This is a genomic window from Nonomuraea sp. LP-02 (genome assembly GCF_036289125.1).
Taxonomy (GTDB): domain Bacteria; phylum Actinomycetota; class Actinomycetes; order Streptosporangiales; family Streptosporangiaceae; genus Nonomuraea; species Nonomuraea bangladeshensis.
Map to the genome: position 1 here is coordinate 8,578,353 of NZ_JAXCLK010000001.1, position 16,771 is coordinate 8,595,123.

The following is a 16,771-nucleotide window of genomic DNA, read 5'->3' on the forward strand; positions in this document are numbered from 1 at the left end:
ACGCGTGTCCTTTCAGGAGGGAGAGCGCTCTACCGCCCCGAGGGCGGAGAGCTGGGTCGTACGGATGCGTTCGATGGCGGCGGCCAGCGCCTTGATGCCGGGATCGGCGCCCGAGACCTGTTCCGAGCGGGTCACGGACCGCGACTGGCGTAGGTGGGCACGGAGATGGCCGGTGAAGAGCGTGTCGAAGGCCGGACCTTCGGCAGTGCGCAGGCGAGCGAGTTCGGCGGCGGTGATCATCCCGGGCATGTCGTGCCCGGCGTGCGGGTTGTCGGCGGGCGGACCGGTAGCGGGCACTCCGGTGGCGTGGAGGGCGGTGCTGTGGAGGGCGGCGCGCAGGCGGGCGAGTTCGGCGACGTGCGCGGCGCGCAGCCGACCGGCCAGCTGTGCCACGGCAGGCGCGTGGCCCCGGGAGGCGCCGAGGTCGAGCAGCGGCAGGACTCGCTCGTCCATCGGGATCATGAGCTGCAGCCAGGCGACATCGGTGGGGTTGACGCTCCCGCTCGTGACGTGGTGCGCGATCGGCGGGTCGCCCGCTTGTGTGGGTGCCGGTACGTGGTGCGCGATCGGCGGGTCGCCCGCTTGTGTGGGTGCCGGTACGTGGTGCGCGATCATTGGGCCGCCTGCTTGCGCGGATGCCGGTACGTGGTGCGCGTGCCGTGCCGCGGAGTCGCCGCGGGCCAGGCAGCCGCCCATCAGCACCGCCGTCAGCGCGAGCAGCACCAGCGCCGTCGGCGCGGTCCGAGCCCACGACGAGCGCTCGTCGGCCGCGCGTGGTGCCGTCGACGAGCGCTCGTCGGCCGCGCGTGGTGCCGTCGACGAGCGGTCGTCGGCCGTGCGCGGTGCCGTCCGCCCGCCCCGGTGGCCGGGGTGGGCGGACGGGCCAGGTGTTCCCTTGGAGGACATCAAGGCAGTTCGAAGTCCTCGGTGAGCGCCGCTCCCCGGTGCGGCTTGTAGAGGTCGTAGCCGCGCGGATTGCACTGCAGCCCGCCGTTGATGCAGTGGGTGACCAGCGCGTCGAGGATGCGCGGGTCGTCCCAGGCGTTGAAGAAGTCGTAGTGCCAGGTGTAGCCGCGTCCGCTGGCCAGGCGCGCCTGTGACAGGTCACCGCTCGCCGGGAAAGCGATCTTGAATTCCAGCATGGGCACCGCGACCGGGTGGCTCGACGGGCAGTAGCCGCCGACGGGGTAGGCCATGTGGCTCTTGTGGTTGGCGCTGTCGAGGTTGACCCCGTCCCAGCAGCTGGGAGCCTGGAAGCGCACGTTGACCTGGCTGCCGGGCACGCAGTACTGCGGGATGTCCCAGCTCTTCGACAGGTCGCCGCACTCGAAACCCTCGACCGTGCCCGGGTGGGTGCGGAACTCCTCCTGGGTGGAGGTCGGGCTGCCGACGACGAAGCGCAGGCCCTGCGGGAAGGACTGCACCCGCCAGTACTCCAGGATGCCGGACTTGTAGTAGATCACCTGGTTGCCTACGGGCTCGATGAGCTGGTTGCCCTTGTAGAAGCTGGGGAACCAGTAGGCGGATTTGTCGTGGTGATTGGTGCAGGAGGTGTTGCCGCCCAGCAGCGAGGAGGACGTGCTGTGGGCGTTGGTGGTGGTGTTGCCGACGAAGGTGTGCATGTGCGACGCGCCGGGCAGTCCGGGGTAGACGATCGGGTCGTCGGGCCGGTTGGCGGTCAGCGAGCAGTTGGCCTGGAACTCGTGGTGGGTGACCTCGTCGGTGAAGGTCGGCTTGGGCCGGGGTGTGGTTCCGGCGCCGCCGGTGCCGTGCACCTCGAACTCCTGCAGCGAGTAGCCGTAGCCGGTGGCGCGGGCGGTGCCGTACATGCGTACGTAGCGGCCGGTGCCGCTGACACTCCAGGTGTCGGTGCCGCCGTCACCGCCGGTCACGGTCTTCAGGTCCGTCCACGAGTTGCCGTCGGGGGAGGACTGGACCTTGTAGTCGCGCGCGTAGGCGGCTTCCCATGACAGCACGACCTTGCTGATGGTCGCCGGGGCGCCCAGGTCGACCTGGATCCACTGCGGGTCGGTCCAGGCGCTCGACCAGCGGGTGGTGAGGTCGCCGTCGAAGGCGGCGCCGGCCGCGTACGCGCCGCCTTCCGACGACGACGCCGAGGCGGCCCTGCCCTGGGACAGCACCGTGTCGGCGGCGGCGGGCAGAACGAAGGCCAGGCTGGTGGCCGCCACCACGGAAACGATGGCGGCGGCTGATGCTAAGGCGGGATTTCTTCGGAACACGGACATGGTCTCTCCTCGGGGGCGGAGGTGGGAGAGCGCTCTCCTGAGAGAGTGAACGCCTGACCGACGGCTTGTCAAGACGGTGAGAAACCGCACCTCCCGATTACGTGGCGGTGACCTGCGCATTTCGGCCCAGCAACGTTTTGGGCCTTGACGGGGGTCGCGCCAGGATGCAGTGTCACGGCACGGAGAGCGCTCTCCTCCTTCCCCCGGCACCCCCCACCCCTAGGAGAGAGTGAACGTGTTTCCCGTCCGACATCCCGGCCGGTTCCGGTTCGGCCTGGTCGTCGCCCTGGTGGCGGGCCTGGCCGGGCTCGGCCCCGCCCCGGCGGCCCCCGCCCTGGCCGCCCCCGTATCCGCCTTGGCCGCACCGGCACCCGCCGCCGCCGTGGCCCCAGCGGCCGCCGCCGCCATGGCCGAGGTCCTGCTGTCGCAGGGCAAGGCCGCCACCGCGTCCTCCGCCGAAGGCGGCGACACCACCGCCGCGATGGCGGTGGACGGCAAGGCAGGCACCCGCTGGTCAAGCGCCTTCAGCGACGCCCAATGGCTCCAGGTGGACCTGGGCGCCCCGGCCGTACTGAGCAGGATCGTCCTCACCTGGGAAGCCGCCTACGGCCGCGGCTACAAGCTGCAGGGTTCCGTCGACGGCAGCTCCTGGACCGACCTGAAGACGATCACCGACGGTGACGGTGGCACCGACGCGCACACCGTGACGGGCGCCGCCCGCTATGTCCGGATGCTCGGCACCCAGCGCGGCACCGGCTACGGCTACTCCCTCTGGGAGTTCCAGGTGTACGGCGAAGGCGGCCAGACCTCCGGCTGTGCCACCGCCAACGCCGCCCAGGGCAAGCCCGCCACCGCCTCCTCGACCGAGGGCGCCGCTTACGCGGCCGGCGCCGCCGTGGACGGCGACAGCGGCACCCGCTGGTCCAGCGCGGCATCCGACCCGCAGTGGATCCAGGTCGACCTCGGCTCCAGCCGGAACATCTGCAAGGTCACTCTCATCTGGGAGGCCGCCTACGGCACCGCCTACAAGATCCAGTCCTCGCCCGACGGTTCAGTGTGGACCGACCTGAAGACCGTCACCGGCGGCGACGGCGGCACCGACGCCCTCGACGTGTCCGGCACCGGCCGCTATGTCCGCATGCTTGGCACCCAGCGCGGCACCGGCTACGGCTACTCCCTCTGGGAACTCCAGATCAACACCGGCGACCAGCCCGAGGAGCCAGGCGACTGGACCGAGGTGTGGCGCGAGGACTTCACCGGCCCCGCCGGCACCTCACCGTCGGCCGCCAACTGGATCAGGCGCACGGGCACCTCCTATCCCGGCGGCGCCGCGAACTGGGGCACCGGCGAGGTCGAGACGATGAGCGACTCCACCGCCAACGTCAGCCTCGACGGCGACGGCCACCTGAGCATCAAGGCCGTCAAGGACCGCGACGGCAACTGGACCTCCGGCCGCGTCGAGACGCAGCGCACCGACTTCGAGGCCAGGCCCGGCGAGATGGTCCGCTTCAGCGCCCGGCTGAAGCTGCCCGACGTCGCGAAGGCCCTTGGCTACTGGCCCGGCTTCCGCGCCACCGGCGCCGCCTACCGCGGCGACTACACCAACTGGCCGGGCGTCGGCGAGACCGACATCATGACGGCGGTCAACGGGGCTGACGAGTTCTCCAACACGCTGCACTGCGGCACCGCACCCGACGGCGTCTGCAGCGAGTACAACGGGCGCACCAGCGGCTTCGCCACCTGTGGTGGCTGCGCGACCGCCTACCACGAGTTCTCGCAGGTCATCGACCGTACCAAGAGCGACGAGGAGATCCGCTTCTTCCTCGACGGCAGGCAGACCTGGGTCGTACGGCAGAGCCAGGTCGGCGTCGCCGCCTGGCAGGCGGCCGTTCATCACGGCTTCTACCTCCGCCTGGACCTGGCCATCGGCGGCTCGCTGCCGAACGCCGTCGCCGGAGTCACCACGCCGTCGCCGGAGACCGCCTCGGGCGGCGTGCTGAGCGCCGACTGGGTGTCGGTCGCCCGCCGGTCGGGCGCCACGCCGGCCCCGATGACCGACGGACCGGTCCCCGCCGGGCCGAGCGTCGTCAGAGTGACCGGTGGCAACGGCAACTGGCAGCTGTCGGTCAACGGCCAGCCGTACCTGATCAAGGGCTTGACCTACGGTCCGCCGCAGGCCGCGGCCGACGGCTATATGCGGGACCTGAAGGCGATGGGCGTCAACACCATCCGCACCTGGGGTGTGGACGACGCCGGCACCCCTTCTCTGCTCGACGCCGCGGCCCGGAACGGGATCAAGGTGATCGTCGGGCACTGGCTGAACCAGGGCGCCGACTACGTCAACGACACGGCCTACAAGACCACCGTGAAGAACGAGATCGTGGCCCGGGTCAACGCGCTGAAGAACCGCCAGGGCGTGCTGATGTGGGACGTCGGCAACGAGGTCATCCTCACCATGCAGGACCACGGACTGCCGGCCGACGTGGTGGAGCAGCGGCGGGTGGCGTACGCGAAGTTCGTCAACGAGGTCGCGCTCGCCGTGCATGCCGCGGACCCCAACCACCCGGTCACCTCGACCGACGCCTACACCCACGCCTGGACCTACTACAAGGCCCACTCGCCCGCGCTCGACCTGCTCGCCGTCAACTCCTACGGCGCCATCCACACCGTGAGGAACGACTGGATCGCCGGCGGATACGACAAGCCGTACATCGTCACGGAGGCCGGGCCGGACGGCGAGTGGGAGGTCCCGAACGACGTCAACGGCGTCCCCGACGAGCCGACCGATCTGGAGAAGGGCCAGATGTACACGGCCAGTTGGAACGCCATCAGCGGTCACACCGGGGTGGCACTCGGCGCGACCATGTTCCACTACGGCCTGGAGAACGACTTCGGCGGCGTCTGGCTGAACATCACCCCAGGCGGCTGGCGCCGCCACGGCTTCCACGCCCTCCAGCAGGCCTACACCGGCCGGCCGACCGGCAACACCCCGCCGCGCATCACCTCGATGACGGTCGGTTCACAGACCGCGGTCCCCGCCGGCGGCACGTTCACCGTCGACACCCAGACCACCGATCCCGACGGGGACCTGATCCGTTACCACGTGATGGTCAGCGACAAGCACATCACCGGCAACCGCGGCTTCCGGCACGCCCGCTTCGCCCAGACCGCCCCGGGCCGGCTCACCGTGACCGCGCCCGAGCAGCTCGGCGTCTGGAAGGTCTACGTCTACGCCTTCGACGGTCACGGCAACGCGGGCATCGAGCAGCGTTCGTTCCGGGTGGTGCCGCCGGTCGTCGACGGCACCAATGTGGCCCGCGGCAAGCCGACCACGGCCTCGTCGTACCAGGCGAGCGGCGACGGCGGCCCGTTCACCCCGGATCGGGCCACTGACGGCAGCTTCAGCTCGCGGTGGGCCAGTGAGTGGGCCGATCCGCAATGGATCCGGGTCGACCTCGGCGCGCTCACCCCGATCAAGCACGTCCAGCTCGGCTGGGAGGGCGCCTACGCCAAGGCGTACCAGCTCCAGACCTCCGCCAACGGCACCGACTGGACCACCGTGCACGCCACCACCACCGGGGACGGCGGGTTCGACGGCATCGACCTGAACGCCTCCGCCCGGTACGTCCGGCTCAACCTGACCGAACGCGGCACGACCTACGGCTACTCCCTCTGGGAGTTCGGCGTCTACCGCTAGCGAACCCCTCCACCTGAAAGCGGATGCCATGCACCTCAAACCGACAAAGGCCGCCATCGCGGTCCTGGCCGGCCTCCTCGCCGTGCCCCTGATCACCGCCCCCGCGTACGCCGAGGACCCCCTGCTCTCCCAGGGCAAGACCGCGACCGCCTCCTCCGTCGAGCACTACGGCACCGCCCCGGCCCTGGCGGTGGACGGCGACGACGGCACCCGCTGGTCCAGCGTCGCCGGCGCCGACCCGCAATGGCTCAGGGTGGACCTGGGCGCCACGGCCCACATCAGCAAGGTCGTGCTGAACTGGGAGGCGGCCTACGCCACCGGCTACCGGATCCAGACCTCGCAGGACGGGACGACGTGGACCGACCTGAAGACCGTGACCGGCGGCGACGGCGGCGTCGACTCCCTGGACGTGACGGGCGACGGCCGCTACGTCCGGATGCTCGGCACCGCTCGCGCCACCGGCTACGGCTACTCGCTGTGGGAGTTCAAGGTCTACGGCACCACGACCGGCGGCGGCAGCGGCGGTGAGTGCGGCGCGGGCAACGCCGCCCTGAACCGGCCCGCCACCGCGTCCTCGACGGAGAACGCCGGCACCCCGGCCAAGAACGCCTTCGACGGCGACACCGCGACCCGCTGGTCCAGCGCCGCCGCCGACCCGCAGTGGCTGCGCGTCGATCTCGGTTCGGTGCGGGAGATCTGCGAGGTCGGCCTGAACTGGGAGGCCGCCTACGGCAGGGACTTCACGATCCAGGCCTCCGCCGACGGCACGAACTGGACCACCCTGAAGACGGTGACCGGAGGCACCGGAGGCACCGCTTCGTACCAGGTGGCCGGCTCCGGCCGGTACGTACGCGTCCACGGGACGGCCCGAGGCACCGGCTACGGATACTCGCTGTGGGAGGTCGCCGTGCGCGTCAAGGGCGACGACGGAGGGGAGGACCTGCCCGGCGGCGGCGACCTGGGCCCGAACGTGAAGGTCTTCGACCCGTCCATGCCGGCGGCCACGATCCAGGCGCAGATCGACCAGATCTACAAGCAGCAGGAGGCCGCGCAGTTCGGTCTCGGCCGCTACGCGCTGATGTTCAAGCCCGGCAGCTACGACGTCAACGTCAACACGGGTTTCTACACCTCGATCCATGGCCTGGGCCGTAACCCCGACGACGTCACCGTCAAGGGCGTGAGCGTCGACGCGGGCTGGTTCAACGGCAACGCCACCCAGAACTTCTGGCGCTCCACCGAGAACCTGTCCGTCGCCCCCTACGACGGGACCAACAGGTGGGCGGTCTCGCAGGCGGCGCCGTTCCGGCGGATGCACATCAAGGGCGCGCTCAACCTGGCGCCGTCCGGGTACGGGTGGGCGTCCGGCGGTTACATCGCCGACAGCAAGATCGACGGCCAGGTCGGGCCGTACTCCCAGCAGCAGTGGTACACCCGCGACAGCACCATCGGTGGCTGGACCAACAGCGTGTGGAACATGACCTTCTCCGGCGTCCAAGGAGCACCCGCGGGCAGCTTCCCCGAGCCGCGCTACACGACCCTGGACACCACCCCGGTCAGCCGGGAGAAGCCGTACCTCTACCTGGACGGCGACGGCTACCGGGTGTTCGTGCCGGGCAAGCGCACCGGCGCGCGCGGCATCAGCTGGGCGAACGGCCCCACCCCGGGCACGTCCGTCCCGCTCGCCGCCTTCTACGTCGCCAAGCCCGGTGTCACGGCCGCGACCTTGAACCGGGCGCTCGCCCAAGGTCTGCACCTGCTGTTCACGCCCGGCATCTACCACCTCGACCAGACGATCGAGGTGAACCGGGCGAACACCATCGTCATGGGCCTCGGCCTGGCGACGCTGGTCCCCCAAGGCGGGATCACGGCGATGAAGGTCGCGGACGTGGACGGGGTGAAGCTGGCCGGCTTCCTCATCGACGCCGGTCCGGTCAACTCGCCGACCCTGATCGAGATCGGCAGGCAGGGCGCGCACACCGACCACTCCGCCAACCCCGTCTCGCTGCAGGACGTGTTCGTCCGCGTCGGCGGCCAGTTCGCCGGGAAGGCGACCACCGGCCTGGTGGTGCACAGCGATGACACGATCATCGACCACACCTGGATCTGGCGCGCCGACCACGGCGACGGCGTCGGCTGGAACGTCAACACCGCCGACTACGGCCTGCGGGTCCACGGCGACGACGTGCTGGCCACAGGCCTGTTCGTCGAGCACTTCCAGAAGTACAACGTGGAGTGGTCCGGCGAGCGCGGCCGGACGATCTTCTTCCAGAACGAGCTGGCCTACGACCCGCCGAACCAGGCCGCGTTCATGAACGGCTCCGTCAAGGGCTGGGCCGCCTACAAGGTCGACGACTCCGTCGACGTCCACGAGGGCTGGGGCATGGGCAGTTACTGCGTCTTCACCAGCGATCCGACGATCGAGGTGGACCACGGCTTCGAGGCTCCCGTGAAGCCCGGGGTGCGCTTCCACAGCCTCCTGGTGGTCTCCCTCGGCGGAAAGGGCCGCTACAACCACGTCATCAACGACACCGGCGCCCCGGCGTACGGCACCGACACCATCCCGTCCACGGTCGTCTCCTACCCCTGACGGCAAGCCCGGCCGGTGCGGGGAACCGCACCGGCCGGGGACTCAGGCCCGGACGCTCGCCACCGCGCGCCATCCCGTCCGCTCGGGCACCAGGTCGGCCTCGGCCACGGGGGCGTCCCGGCGTCCGCCGCGGGCGAAGAACTCGGCCAGCGGCAGTGTCGCGGCGCCGACCGTGACGGCGTCGGGTCCGAGCCGTCCCGGCTCGATCACGACCTGCCCGGCCGGGTGGCGCAGCGCGTAGGCGGTCGCGTGGTGTCGCACGGCATCCAGCAGGTACGGGGCGAGCTGCAGCCCGGCCCAGCCGCCGAGCAGGATGCGCTCGGGGTTGTAGAGGTTGATCAGGTTGGCCAGGCCGGCGCCCAGGTACTCGGCGGTCTCGTCGAGGACCGCCACCGCCACGGGGTCAGGGGCGGCGCCGTCCTGGGGAAAGGCGGCGGCGATCATCGCGGTGACCGCCGACTCCTCGTCGGCGTCCGGAGGGAGCGCCCCACCGGCCTCGCGCCAGCGCTGGATCAGCGCCTCGGCCCCGGCGTACGCCTCCAGGCAGCCCCGCGAGCCGCAGCGGCAGCGCCGGCCGCGGACCTGGACCACGGTGTGTCCCCATTCGGCCGCGCTGCTGTGGGTCCCTCCCATGATCGTGCCACCGGTGACGACGCACGCGCCCACTCCGGACCCGAACAGGACGATGGCCGCGTCGCTCGCGCCCTGACCGCCGCCGAACCACATCTCGGCCCGGCCGAGCGTCTTGGCGCCGTTCTCGATGAAGAGCCGGGCCCCGGGCGGAAGGGCGACCGACGTGCGCAGCAGGGACTCCAGGGGGACCGCGTCCCAGCCGATGGTCTGCCCGTGCACCACCGCGCCGTCACCGGAGCCCCGCTCCACGATGCCGGGTACGCCGACGCCGGCGCCGAGAAGCAGGTCGTCAGGAACGTCCGCGTGGGCGACGACGGCGGCCACTCCCTCGGCGATGTGCCGGACGACCGATGCCACGTCGTGGCCTCTGCCCTCCAAGGGGCGCTCGTAGCGGGCGAGTTCGGTGAGGCCGAGGTCGAACAGTTCGACCCGCACCCGCGTCTCCCCGACGTCGACGCCGATCAGGCAGGCGCAGCCCGGACGGACGCGCAGCAGGTGGCGGGGGCGCCCGCCGTCGGAGTCGACCGTGCCGGCATCCTCCACCAGCCCTTCGCCCGCCAGCTCGGCCACGATGGTGCTGATCGAACCCGAGCTCAGCCCGGTGGCCGTGCCCAGCGCCTGACGGCTCATCGGGCCGTTGAAATACAACTGTTGCAGTACCGCTCCACGACTGTTTCTCCGCAGGTCGCGGACGGTCTGCCTACTGGGCTTGGCCATGCGGCTCCTCTCTGGGGGCAATCTACCGTTTCGCGCCCTTGACGGCCGCATCTCTCAGGTATTAACTCAAGCTTTGAATTAAGGTGTGAAGGTACCTCTCCGCAGGAGATCGTCCCAGACAGCACCCCCCATCCCAAGGACTCCCTCGAAGGGACGACCCGTCATGCAGAAATTACGAGTCGCAGCAGCCGTCCTCGCTCTCAGCACCCTCGCCGCCTGCGGCACCGGGAGCACCGGCGCCGGCGAGGCCGGCAAGGGAACGCCGAAGACACTGACCTACTGGGCGTCCAACCAGGGCCCCAGCATCGAGGCGGACAAGGAGATCCTCACGCCCGAGCTGAAGAAGTTCGAGCAGCAGACCGGGATCAAGGTCGAGCTGGAGGTCGTCCCCTGGGCCGACCTGCTCAACCGCATCCTGGCCGCCACCACGTCCGGCCGAGGGCCCGACGTGCTCAACATCGGCAACACCTGGTCCGCCTCCCTCCAGGCCACCGGCGCCCTGCTGCCCTGGGACGCGGCCGCCTTCGGCAAGATCGGCGGCAAGGACCGCTTCGTGGACTCCGCCCTCGCCTCTGCCGGCGCGGAGGGACAGGACCCGGCCGCGGTCCCGCTGTACTCCATGGCGTACGCGCTCTACTACCACAAGAAGGCGTTCGCGGACGCGGGCATCGACAAGCCCCCGGCCACCTGGGACGAGCTGGTCGCCGCCGGCAAGAAGCTCTCCACCGGCGGCAAGTGGGGCCTCGGAGTCGAGGGCTCGAACCTGTCGAACAACATCCACCAGGTCTTCGTCCTCGCCAAGCAGCACGGCGCCGACTTCTTCGACGCCTCGGGCAAGCCTGCCTTCACCTCCGACGGGGCCGTCGCCGCCGTGAAGCAGTACATCGACTTCATGGCCACCGACAAGATCGTCGCCCCGGGCAACGCGGAATACGCCCAGAACCAGTCACTGCAGGACTTCGCCAAGGGCAACACCGCCATGATCCTTTGGCAGACCGCCGCCACCACCCTCAAGTCCCACGGCATGAAGCCGGAGGAGTGGGGCGTCGCCCCGGTCCCCGTCCCCTCCGGCGCTCCCGGCACCGGCCAGAACATCAACTCCATGGTCGCCGGCATCAACATGGCCGTCTTCAAGAACAGCGACAACCTCGACGGCGCCCTGCAGTTCGTGAAGTTCATGACCGGCGACGAGGAGCAGAAGATCCTCAACAAGACCTACGGCTCCATCCCGCCGGTCAAGACCGCCCAGCAGGACGAGGCCTTCAACACTCCCGACCTCGCCGTCCTGCGCGACACGCTCGCCACGAGCGCCGCCGCCCTCCCGAGAGTTCCCGAGGAGTCGCAGTTCGAGACCGCGGTCGGCACCGCCGTCAAGGAACTGTTCGCCGACGCGGCCCAAGGGCGTGAGATCACCACCGAGCTGGTCAAGGAGCGCCTGACCAAGGCTCAGCAGCAGATGCCGACGCGGTGAGCCGTCGCGACATGGCCACCGCCACCCAAGATCCGACCCTGCCGGGCCCCCGCACCGCGCGGCCCGGCGGGGCAGGCCGGACACCCCGCCGGAAACCGCGCCTGCGCCGGGCGAGCCTGCCGTACCTGCTGCTGCTCCCCGCCGCGCTGCTGGAGCTCCTCGTGCACCTGGTGCCGATGCTCACCGGCATCCTGGCGAGCTTCAAGGAGCTCACCCAGTTCTACATCCGGGACTGGAGCGCCGCGCCCTGGCGCGGACTGGAGAACTACCGCGTCTCCATCGACCTCGACGCGCCCGTGGGCCAGGACCTGCTCAACTCCTTCTTCGTCACCTGCGTCTTCAGCGTCCTGGCGGTCGGCACGTGCTGGCTCGTCGGGACCGCCGCCGCGATCTTCATGCAGGAGAACTTCCGCGGCCGCGGCCTGCTGCGGGCCGTCTTCCTCACCCCGTACGCGCTGCCCGTCTACGCCGCGGCCATCACCTGGGCGTTCATGTTCCAGCGGGACAACGGTATGGTCAACCACGTCCTCGTCGACCAGCTCGGCCTGATCGACGAGCGCCCCTTCTGGCTGCTGGGTGACAACAGCTTCGTCGCGCTCGCCGTCGTGGCCGTCTGGAAGACCTGGCCCTTCGCGTTCCTCATCGTCATGGCGGCCCTGCAGAACATCCCCAAGGAGCTGTACGAGGCCGCCGCGATCGACGGAGCCGGCATCTGGCAGCAGATCCGCAAGATCACCATGCCGTCCCTGCACCCGATCAACCGGGTCCTCGTCCTGGTGCTGTTCCTGTGGACGTTCAACGACTTCAACACGCCGTACATCCTGTTCGGTGACTCCGCGCCGGCGCCGGCGAACCTGATCTCCATCCACATCTACCAGTCCTCGTTCGTCACCTGGAACTTCGGCACCGGATCGGCCATGTCGGTCCTGCTGCTCCTGTTCCTCCTCGTGGTGACGGCCGTGTACCTCCTGGTCACCTCGCGCGGAAGGAAGACCGCCGATGTCTAGCGCGCCGACCACGCCTCCGCGGTCCTTCTTGTGGGCACGGGCCGTGTTCCTGACCCTGCTGTCCGGGTTCGTGCTCGTGCCGGTGTTCGTCATGGTCAGCAGCTCACTCAAGCCGCTGCAGGACGTCTCGGGCCGCTTCCGCTGGCTGCCCAGCGGCCTGACGATCAGGCCGTACTTCGACATCTGGGACACGGTCCCGCTCGCCCGCTACTTCGCGAACTCCGTCGTCGTGGCGGGGGTGGCGACCGTCTTCTCGGTGATCATCGCCATCTTCGCGGCGTACGCGGTCAGCCGCTACGAATTCCCCGGCAAGCGGGTCTTCACCGTCACCGTGCTGTCCACCCAGATGTTCCCGGGCATCCTGTTCCTGCTGCCGCTGTTCCTGATCTACGTCAACATCGGCAACGCGACCGGAATCGCCCTGTACGGCTCGCGTGGCGGCCTCATCCTCACCTACCTGACCTTCTCCCTGCCGTTCTCGATCTGGATGCTGATCGGATACTTCGCCTCGATCCCGCGGGCCCTGGACGAAGCCGCGGCCGTCGACGGCTGCGGGCCCGTCGCCACGCTGTTCCGCATCGTCATCCCCGCCGCGATCCCCGGGATCGTCGCCGTCGCCGTCTACGCCTTCATGACCGCCTGGGGAGAGGTGCTGTTCGCCTCGATCATGACCGACGACACCACCCGCACGCTCTCCGTCGGCCTGCAGGGCTACGCGACGCAGAACGACGTCTACTGGAACCAGGTCATGGCCGCGTCGCTGACCGTCAGTGTGCCGATCGTCGCCGGGTTCCTGCTCCTGCAGCGTTACCTCGTCGCCGGCCTCACCGCCGGAGCCGTCAAGTGACGCCCGCGCCACCTCTCGAAAGGACCTTTGTGACCCACCCCATCGACCTCGCCGCCCTGCCCCGGGACTTCACCTGGGGCGTGGCCACCTCGGCCTACCAGATCGAGGGAGCCGTGGCGGAGGACGGCCGATCCCCGTCGATCTGGGACACTTTCTCCCACACCCCCGGCACGATCGACAACGGCGACACCGGCGACGTCGCCTGCGACCACTATCACCGCTGGCCCGAGGATCTCGCCCTGATGAAGGAGCTCGGCGTCACCTCCTACCGGTTCTCGCTCGCCTGGCCGCGGATCGTCCCCGGCGGCGACGGCGCCGTCAACCGGCGGGGCCTCGACTTCTACTCCCGCCTCGTCGACGCCCTGCTGGACGCCGGCATCACCCCGAACGCCACCATCTACCACTGGGACCTGCCGCAGACCCTCCAGGACCGCGGCGGCTGGCCCGCACGCGAGACCGCCGAGCACTTCGCCGCCTACGCGGCGGTCGTCGCGGACGCGCTCGGCGACCGGGTGCGGCAGTGGGCCACGCTCAACGAGCCGCTCTGCTCGGCCTGGATCGGCCACCTCGAAGGCAGGATGGCTCCCGGCATCACCGACATCAACGCCGCCGTCCGCGCCTCCTACCACCTGTTGTTGGGCCACGGCCTCGCCACCCAGGCGGTCCGCGCCGCCGCGCCCGGCGCGGAGATCGGCATCGTCAACAACCTCTCCACCGTCGAACCCGCCACCGGCTCCGACGCCGACCTGGCCGCCGCCCGCCGCATGGACGGCCACACCAACCGCTGGTGGCTCGACCCCGTACACGGCCGCGGCTTCCCCGCCGACCTGCGCGAGACGTACGGCGTCGACCTCCCCGAACGTCCGGGCGACCTGGCCACGATCGCGCAGCCGCTGGACTGGCTGGGCCTGAACTACTACTTCCCCATGACGATCGCCGACGATCCCGACGGCCCGCCCCCCTTCGCCCGCCAGGTCCTGAGGCCGGACGCGCCCCGCACCGGCATGGACTGGGAGGTCGACGCCGGTGGCCTGGAGAGTCTGATCATGCGCCTGACCACCGAGCACGGGGCGCGCCGGATCCTCGTCACCGAGAACGGCTCCGCCTACCCTGACACCGTCGGCCCGACCGGCGTCGCCGACCAGGAACGCACCCGCTACCTGGAGGACCACCTGGCCGCCTGCGCCCGCGCCGCCCGCCGGGGCGCCCCGCTCGCCGGTTACTACGCCTGGTCGCTGCTGGACAACTTCGAATGGGCCTACGGCTACGACAAGCGCTTCGGCCTGGTCCACGTCGACTACGCCACCCAGCGCCGTACGGTCAAGAGCAGCGGCCGCCGCTACGCGGAGGTCATCCGCGACCACCGCCTCGCCCTCGGGCGCGACTCGCACTCTCGTGTCAACGACCACGGCAGTCGATCGCCTGCTTGAACCACTCCACGAGGTCATACTCGATCATCCTCCACTTTATCAGCATTGACTTATATAAGCGAATGCTGAAACTATGGGGCCGCGCACGCGTTCGACGTGCGCGGTGGCGCTGTAGGCATCTCAGGGAGGTCGGCATTCTGCTGGAGCGTTTTCGCCAGTTCTGGAGCCGGCGCCTGGACGCGCTGGGCGCCGAACTCGCACGCGCCCGGCGCGAGCGCCGCCACTCGCTCGGCGAGACGCCGTCCCCGGAGGGACGCCCCGGCGCGAACGACGAGGAGGAAGAAGACGAGTGATCGACATCGTCGACCAGAATCACCGCCCCCCAACGGGGGCGAAAGGAGTGGACCGATGAGGAAGAACCTCACCGCCACGGCGGCCAGCGGCACGACACGGAGGCTGCTGAGGTGCGGCGTCGTCGCCGGTCCGCTCTACATCATCGCGGTCCTGTTGCAGATACTCACCAGGGACGGCTTCGACATCGGCCGGTACCCGGCCAGCATGCTGAGCAACGGCGACCAAGGGTGGATTCAGATCGCGAACTTCGCGGTCAGCGGCCTGCTGTTCGTGGCCGGAGCGGTCGGCCTGCACCGGGCTCGTGGTCCGGCGCGCTGGGGCGGCGCTTGGGGGCCGCGGCTGGTCGGCGTCTTCGGCGCGGGGATGATCGCCGCTGCCTGTTTCTCCGCCGACCCTGCCGACGGCTTCCCGCCGGGGACGCCCGTCGGTCCGCCCACGAGCATGAGCACGCAGGGGATGCTGCACTTCCTCGTCTCCGGGGTCGCCTTTCTCGCGCTGATCGCCGCGTGTTTCGTGTTCGGCCGGGGCTTCGCGGCGGCCGGCCGTCGTGGCTGGGCCGCCCTCAGCATGGTGACCGGCGCGCTCTTCGTGGCGGCCTGGGTCTCGATCTTCGTGGTGCAGGGCTCCAGGGTGGCCAATGTCGCCTTCGCTCTCGCCATCGCGCTCGCCCTGGCATGGGCGTCGCTCCTGGCGGCGTACCGGCTGGCTTCGACCCGGCGTGACGGCACCGCCCTGACCGTGGTCTGAGCGGGCGGCCATCCGGAGCCGGGCAGCTCCCGAGCGCCTGCCGTCGCGCGGCGATCGATCGGCCAGTGGCGTCAGAGAAGGCGCACGGGTCCCGTGGACTCACGCTCGATCAACGCCGGTTGTGACACCCACTCCCGCGCCTCCTTGCGCACCTTGATCCGCTCCACTGCCAACTCGGCCGCGACGCGGCCCATGGCGGTGCCGTACTGGGCGACGGTGGTGAGCGAGAAGCGCGGGTGTGAGGCGAACTGGGTGTCGTCGTATCCCACGACAGAGACATCATCGGGTACGCGTAGCCCATGCTCCGACAGCGCCCGCAGGCTCCCGAAGGCCCCTTGGTCGGACCCGACGAACAGCGCGGTCGGCGGATCCCCCCGGTCGAGCAGCGCCGCCGTGGCCCGGCAGGTCTCGGCCTCGCTGCCGCCGCATGTCACCACCGAGAGGTACGCGTCGAGCCCCAGCCGTCGCATCGCTTCGCGGTAGCCGGCCTCGCGTACGGCGTGCGGGCTCAGCACGCCGGGCCCGGAGACGTTGTGCGAGAGGTGAGTGATCCGCCGGTGGCCCAGCGCCGCCAGGTGCTCGACGGCCAGGGCCGCTCCCGCTCGGTCGTCGTTGACGACGCGGTCGTAATGGTCGCTCGCGTCGTGCCTGGCCACCACCACCGTCGGCAGCCGCTGGGCGAAGGAGTCGAGCCAGGAGGCCCGCACCTTCGGCGACACGACGATGACCGCTTCCACCTCGCGGTCCCACAGCGACTCCATGCCGGGGTTGCGCTCGCTGGTCTCGTGGTCGAACGGCGAGACGAGCATGCGATAAGGGCCGGTGTCCAGCCCCTCGTAGACGCCGTCGAGGATGTCGGCGAAGAACTGACCACGCAGCAAGGGGACGGCGACCCCGATGGTGCGGGTGGCGGTGCGCATGGCGCGGGCGGCTTCCCGGGGGCGGTAACCGAGCTCGGCGATGGCCTGCTCGACGCGTTCGCGCATTTGCGGGCTCACGCCGTAGGCGTCGCGCAGGACCTTCGACACGGCAGCCCGTGACACTCCGGCCGCGGCGGCGACGTCGGAGATCGTGGGGCGCGAGGAACTCATGTCA

Annotated in this window: 12 protein-coding genes; 8 read left to right on the top strand and 4 right to left on the bottom strand. The window is 70.2% G+C overall.

Going from position 1 to position 16,771, the window contains the following annotated elements; translation table 11 throughout:
* Positions 1-12: 12 nt before the first annotated feature.
* Together SMD20_RS40325 and SMD20_RS40330 are read right to left on the bottom strand one after the other, a co-directional pair.
* Positions 13-906, bottom strand: a complete 894-nt coding sequence (locus SMD20_RS40325) for a DUF305 domain-containing protein (protein ID WP_329591326.1) — start codon at positions 904-906, stop codon at positions 13-15.
* Positions 906-2,189 (bottom strand): DUF1996 domain-containing protein, encoded by a 1,284-nt coding sequence (locus SMD20_RS40330; RefSeq protein ID WP_329591328.1) that lies wholly within the window; start codon positions 2,187-2,189, stop codon positions 906-908. Before SMD20_RS40330 ends, SMD20_RS40325 begins: the two co-directional genes overlap by 1 nt.
* A gap of 292 nt (positions 2,190-2,481) precedes the next feature.
* On the opposite strand from SMD20_RS40330, the gene SMD20_RS40335 reads away from it, so the two are divergent.
* Both SMD20_RS40335 and SMD20_RS40340 read left to right on the top strand, forming a co-directional pair.
* Complete coding sequence (locus tag SMD20_RS40335) at positions 2,482-5,943, top strand: discoidin domain-containing protein (protein WP_329591329.1); 3,462 nt, start codon at positions 2,482-2,484, stop codon at positions 5,941-5,943.
* A gap of 28 nt (positions 5,944-5,971) precedes the next feature.
* Positions 5,972-8,530: a discoidin domain-containing protein gene (locus tag SMD20_RS40340; protein WP_329591331.1), complete on the top strand. Its 2,559-nt coding sequence runs from the start codon at positions 5,972-5,974 to the stop codon at positions 8,528-8,530.
* Positions 8,531-8,572: 42 nt separating this feature from the next.
* On the opposite strand, the gene SMD20_RS40345 is transcribed toward SMD20_RS40340, so the two are convergent.
* Positions 8,573-9,793 (bottom strand): ROK family protein, encoded by a 1,221-nt coding sequence (locus tag SMD20_RS40345; protein ID WP_329591333.1) that lies wholly within the window; start codon positions 9,791-9,793, stop codon positions 8,573-8,575.
* A 250-nt stretch (positions 9,794-10,043) separates the two neighbouring features.
* Here SMD20_RS40345 and SMD20_RS40350 point away from each other — a divergent pair, with 250 nt between their 5' ends.
* The 6 genes from SMD20_RS40350 (at position 10,044) to SMD20_RS40375 (ending at position 15,676) form a co-directional block, all read left to right on the top strand.
* The gene (locus SMD20_RS40350) at positions 10,044-11,351 is read left to right on the top strand and encodes an ABC transporter substrate-binding protein (protein ID WP_329591335.1); all 1,308 of its coding nucleotides are present in this window, start codon (positions 10,044-10,046) and stop codon (positions 11,349-11,351) included.
* Positions 11,348-12,358, top strand: a complete 1,011-nt coding sequence (locus SMD20_RS40355; protein WP_329591337.1) for a carbohydrate ABC transporter permease — start codon at positions 11,348-11,350, stop codon at positions 12,356-12,358. Before SMD20_RS40350 ends, SMD20_RS40355 begins: the two co-directional genes overlap by 4 nt.
* The gene (locus SMD20_RS40360) at positions 12,351-13,205 is read left to right on the top strand and encodes a carbohydrate ABC transporter permease (protein ID WP_329591338.1); all 855 of its coding nucleotides are present in this window, start codon (positions 12,351-12,353) and stop codon (positions 13,203-13,205) included. The genes SMD20_RS40355 and SMD20_RS40360 overlap by 8 nt, the downstream gene beginning before the upstream one ends.
* Before the next feature lie 29 nt (positions 13,206-13,234).
* The gene (locus SMD20_RS40365; protein ID WP_329591340.1) at positions 13,235-14,635 is read left to right on the top strand and encodes a GH1 family beta-glucosidase; all 1,401 of its coding nucleotides are present in this window, start codon (positions 13,235-13,237) and stop codon (positions 14,633-14,635) included.
* A 62-nt stretch (positions 14,636-14,697) separates the two neighbouring features.
* Positions 14,698-14,928 carry a hypothetical protein gene (locus SMD20_RS40370; RefSeq protein WP_329591341.1) on the top strand — a complete coding sequence of 77 codons (231 nt, stop codon included), beginning with the start codon at positions 14,698-14,700 and terminating at the stop codon, positions 14,926-14,928.
* 55 nt (positions 14,929-14,983) lie between these two features.
* The gene (locus tag SMD20_RS40375; protein ID WP_329591343.1) at positions 14,984-15,676 is read left to right on the top strand and encodes a DUF998 domain-containing protein; all 693 of its coding nucleotides are present in this window, start codon (positions 14,984-14,986) and stop codon (positions 15,674-15,676) included.
* A 71-nt stretch (positions 15,677-15,747) separates the two neighbouring features.
* Here SMD20_RS40375 and SMD20_RS40380 read toward each other — a convergent pair whose 3' ends face one another.
* Positions 15,748-16,767 (bottom strand): LacI family DNA-binding transcriptional regulator, encoded by a 1,020-nt coding sequence (locus SMD20_RS40380; RefSeq protein WP_329591344.1) that lies wholly within the window; start codon positions 16,765-16,767, stop codon positions 15,748-15,750.
* Between the last annotated feature and the right edge of the window lie 4 nt (positions 16,768-16,771).

Excerpts from the sequence above, each read along its gene's own strand:
- SMD20_RS40325 (WP_329591326.1), bottom strand. The coding sequence starts at position 906 with ATGTCCTCCAAGGGAACACCTGGCCCGTCCGCCCACCCCGGCCACCGG.
- SMD20_RS40340 (WP_329591331.1), top strand. The coding sequence starts at position 5,972 with ATGCACCTCAAACCGACAAAGGCCGCCATCGCGGTCCTGGCCGGCCTC.
- SMD20_RS40345 (WP_329591333.1), bottom strand. The coding sequence starts at position 9,793 with ATGAGCCGTCAGGCGCTGGGCACGGCCACCGGGCTGAGCTCGGGTTCG.
- SMD20_RS40350 (WP_329591335.1), top strand. The coding sequence starts at position 10,044 with ATGCAGAAATTACGAGTCGCAGCAGCCGTCCTCGCTCTCAGCACCCTC.
- SMD20_RS40360 (WP_329591338.1), top strand. The coding sequence starts at position 12,351 with ATGTCTAGCGCGCCGACCACGCCTCCGCGGTCCTTCTTGTGGGCACGG.
- SMD20_RS40370 (WP_329591341.1), top strand. The coding sequence starts at position 14,698 with ATGCTGAAACTATGGGGCCGCGCACGCGTTCGACGTGCGCGGTGGCGC.
- SMD20_RS40375 (WP_329591343.1), top strand. The coding sequence starts at position 14,984 with ATGAGGAAGAACCTCACCGCCACGGCGGCCAGCGGCACGACACGGAGG.
- SMD20_RS40380 (WP_329591344.1), bottom strand. The coding sequence starts at position 16,767 with ATGAGTTCCTCGCGCCCCACGATCTCCGACGTCGCCGCCGCGGCCGGA.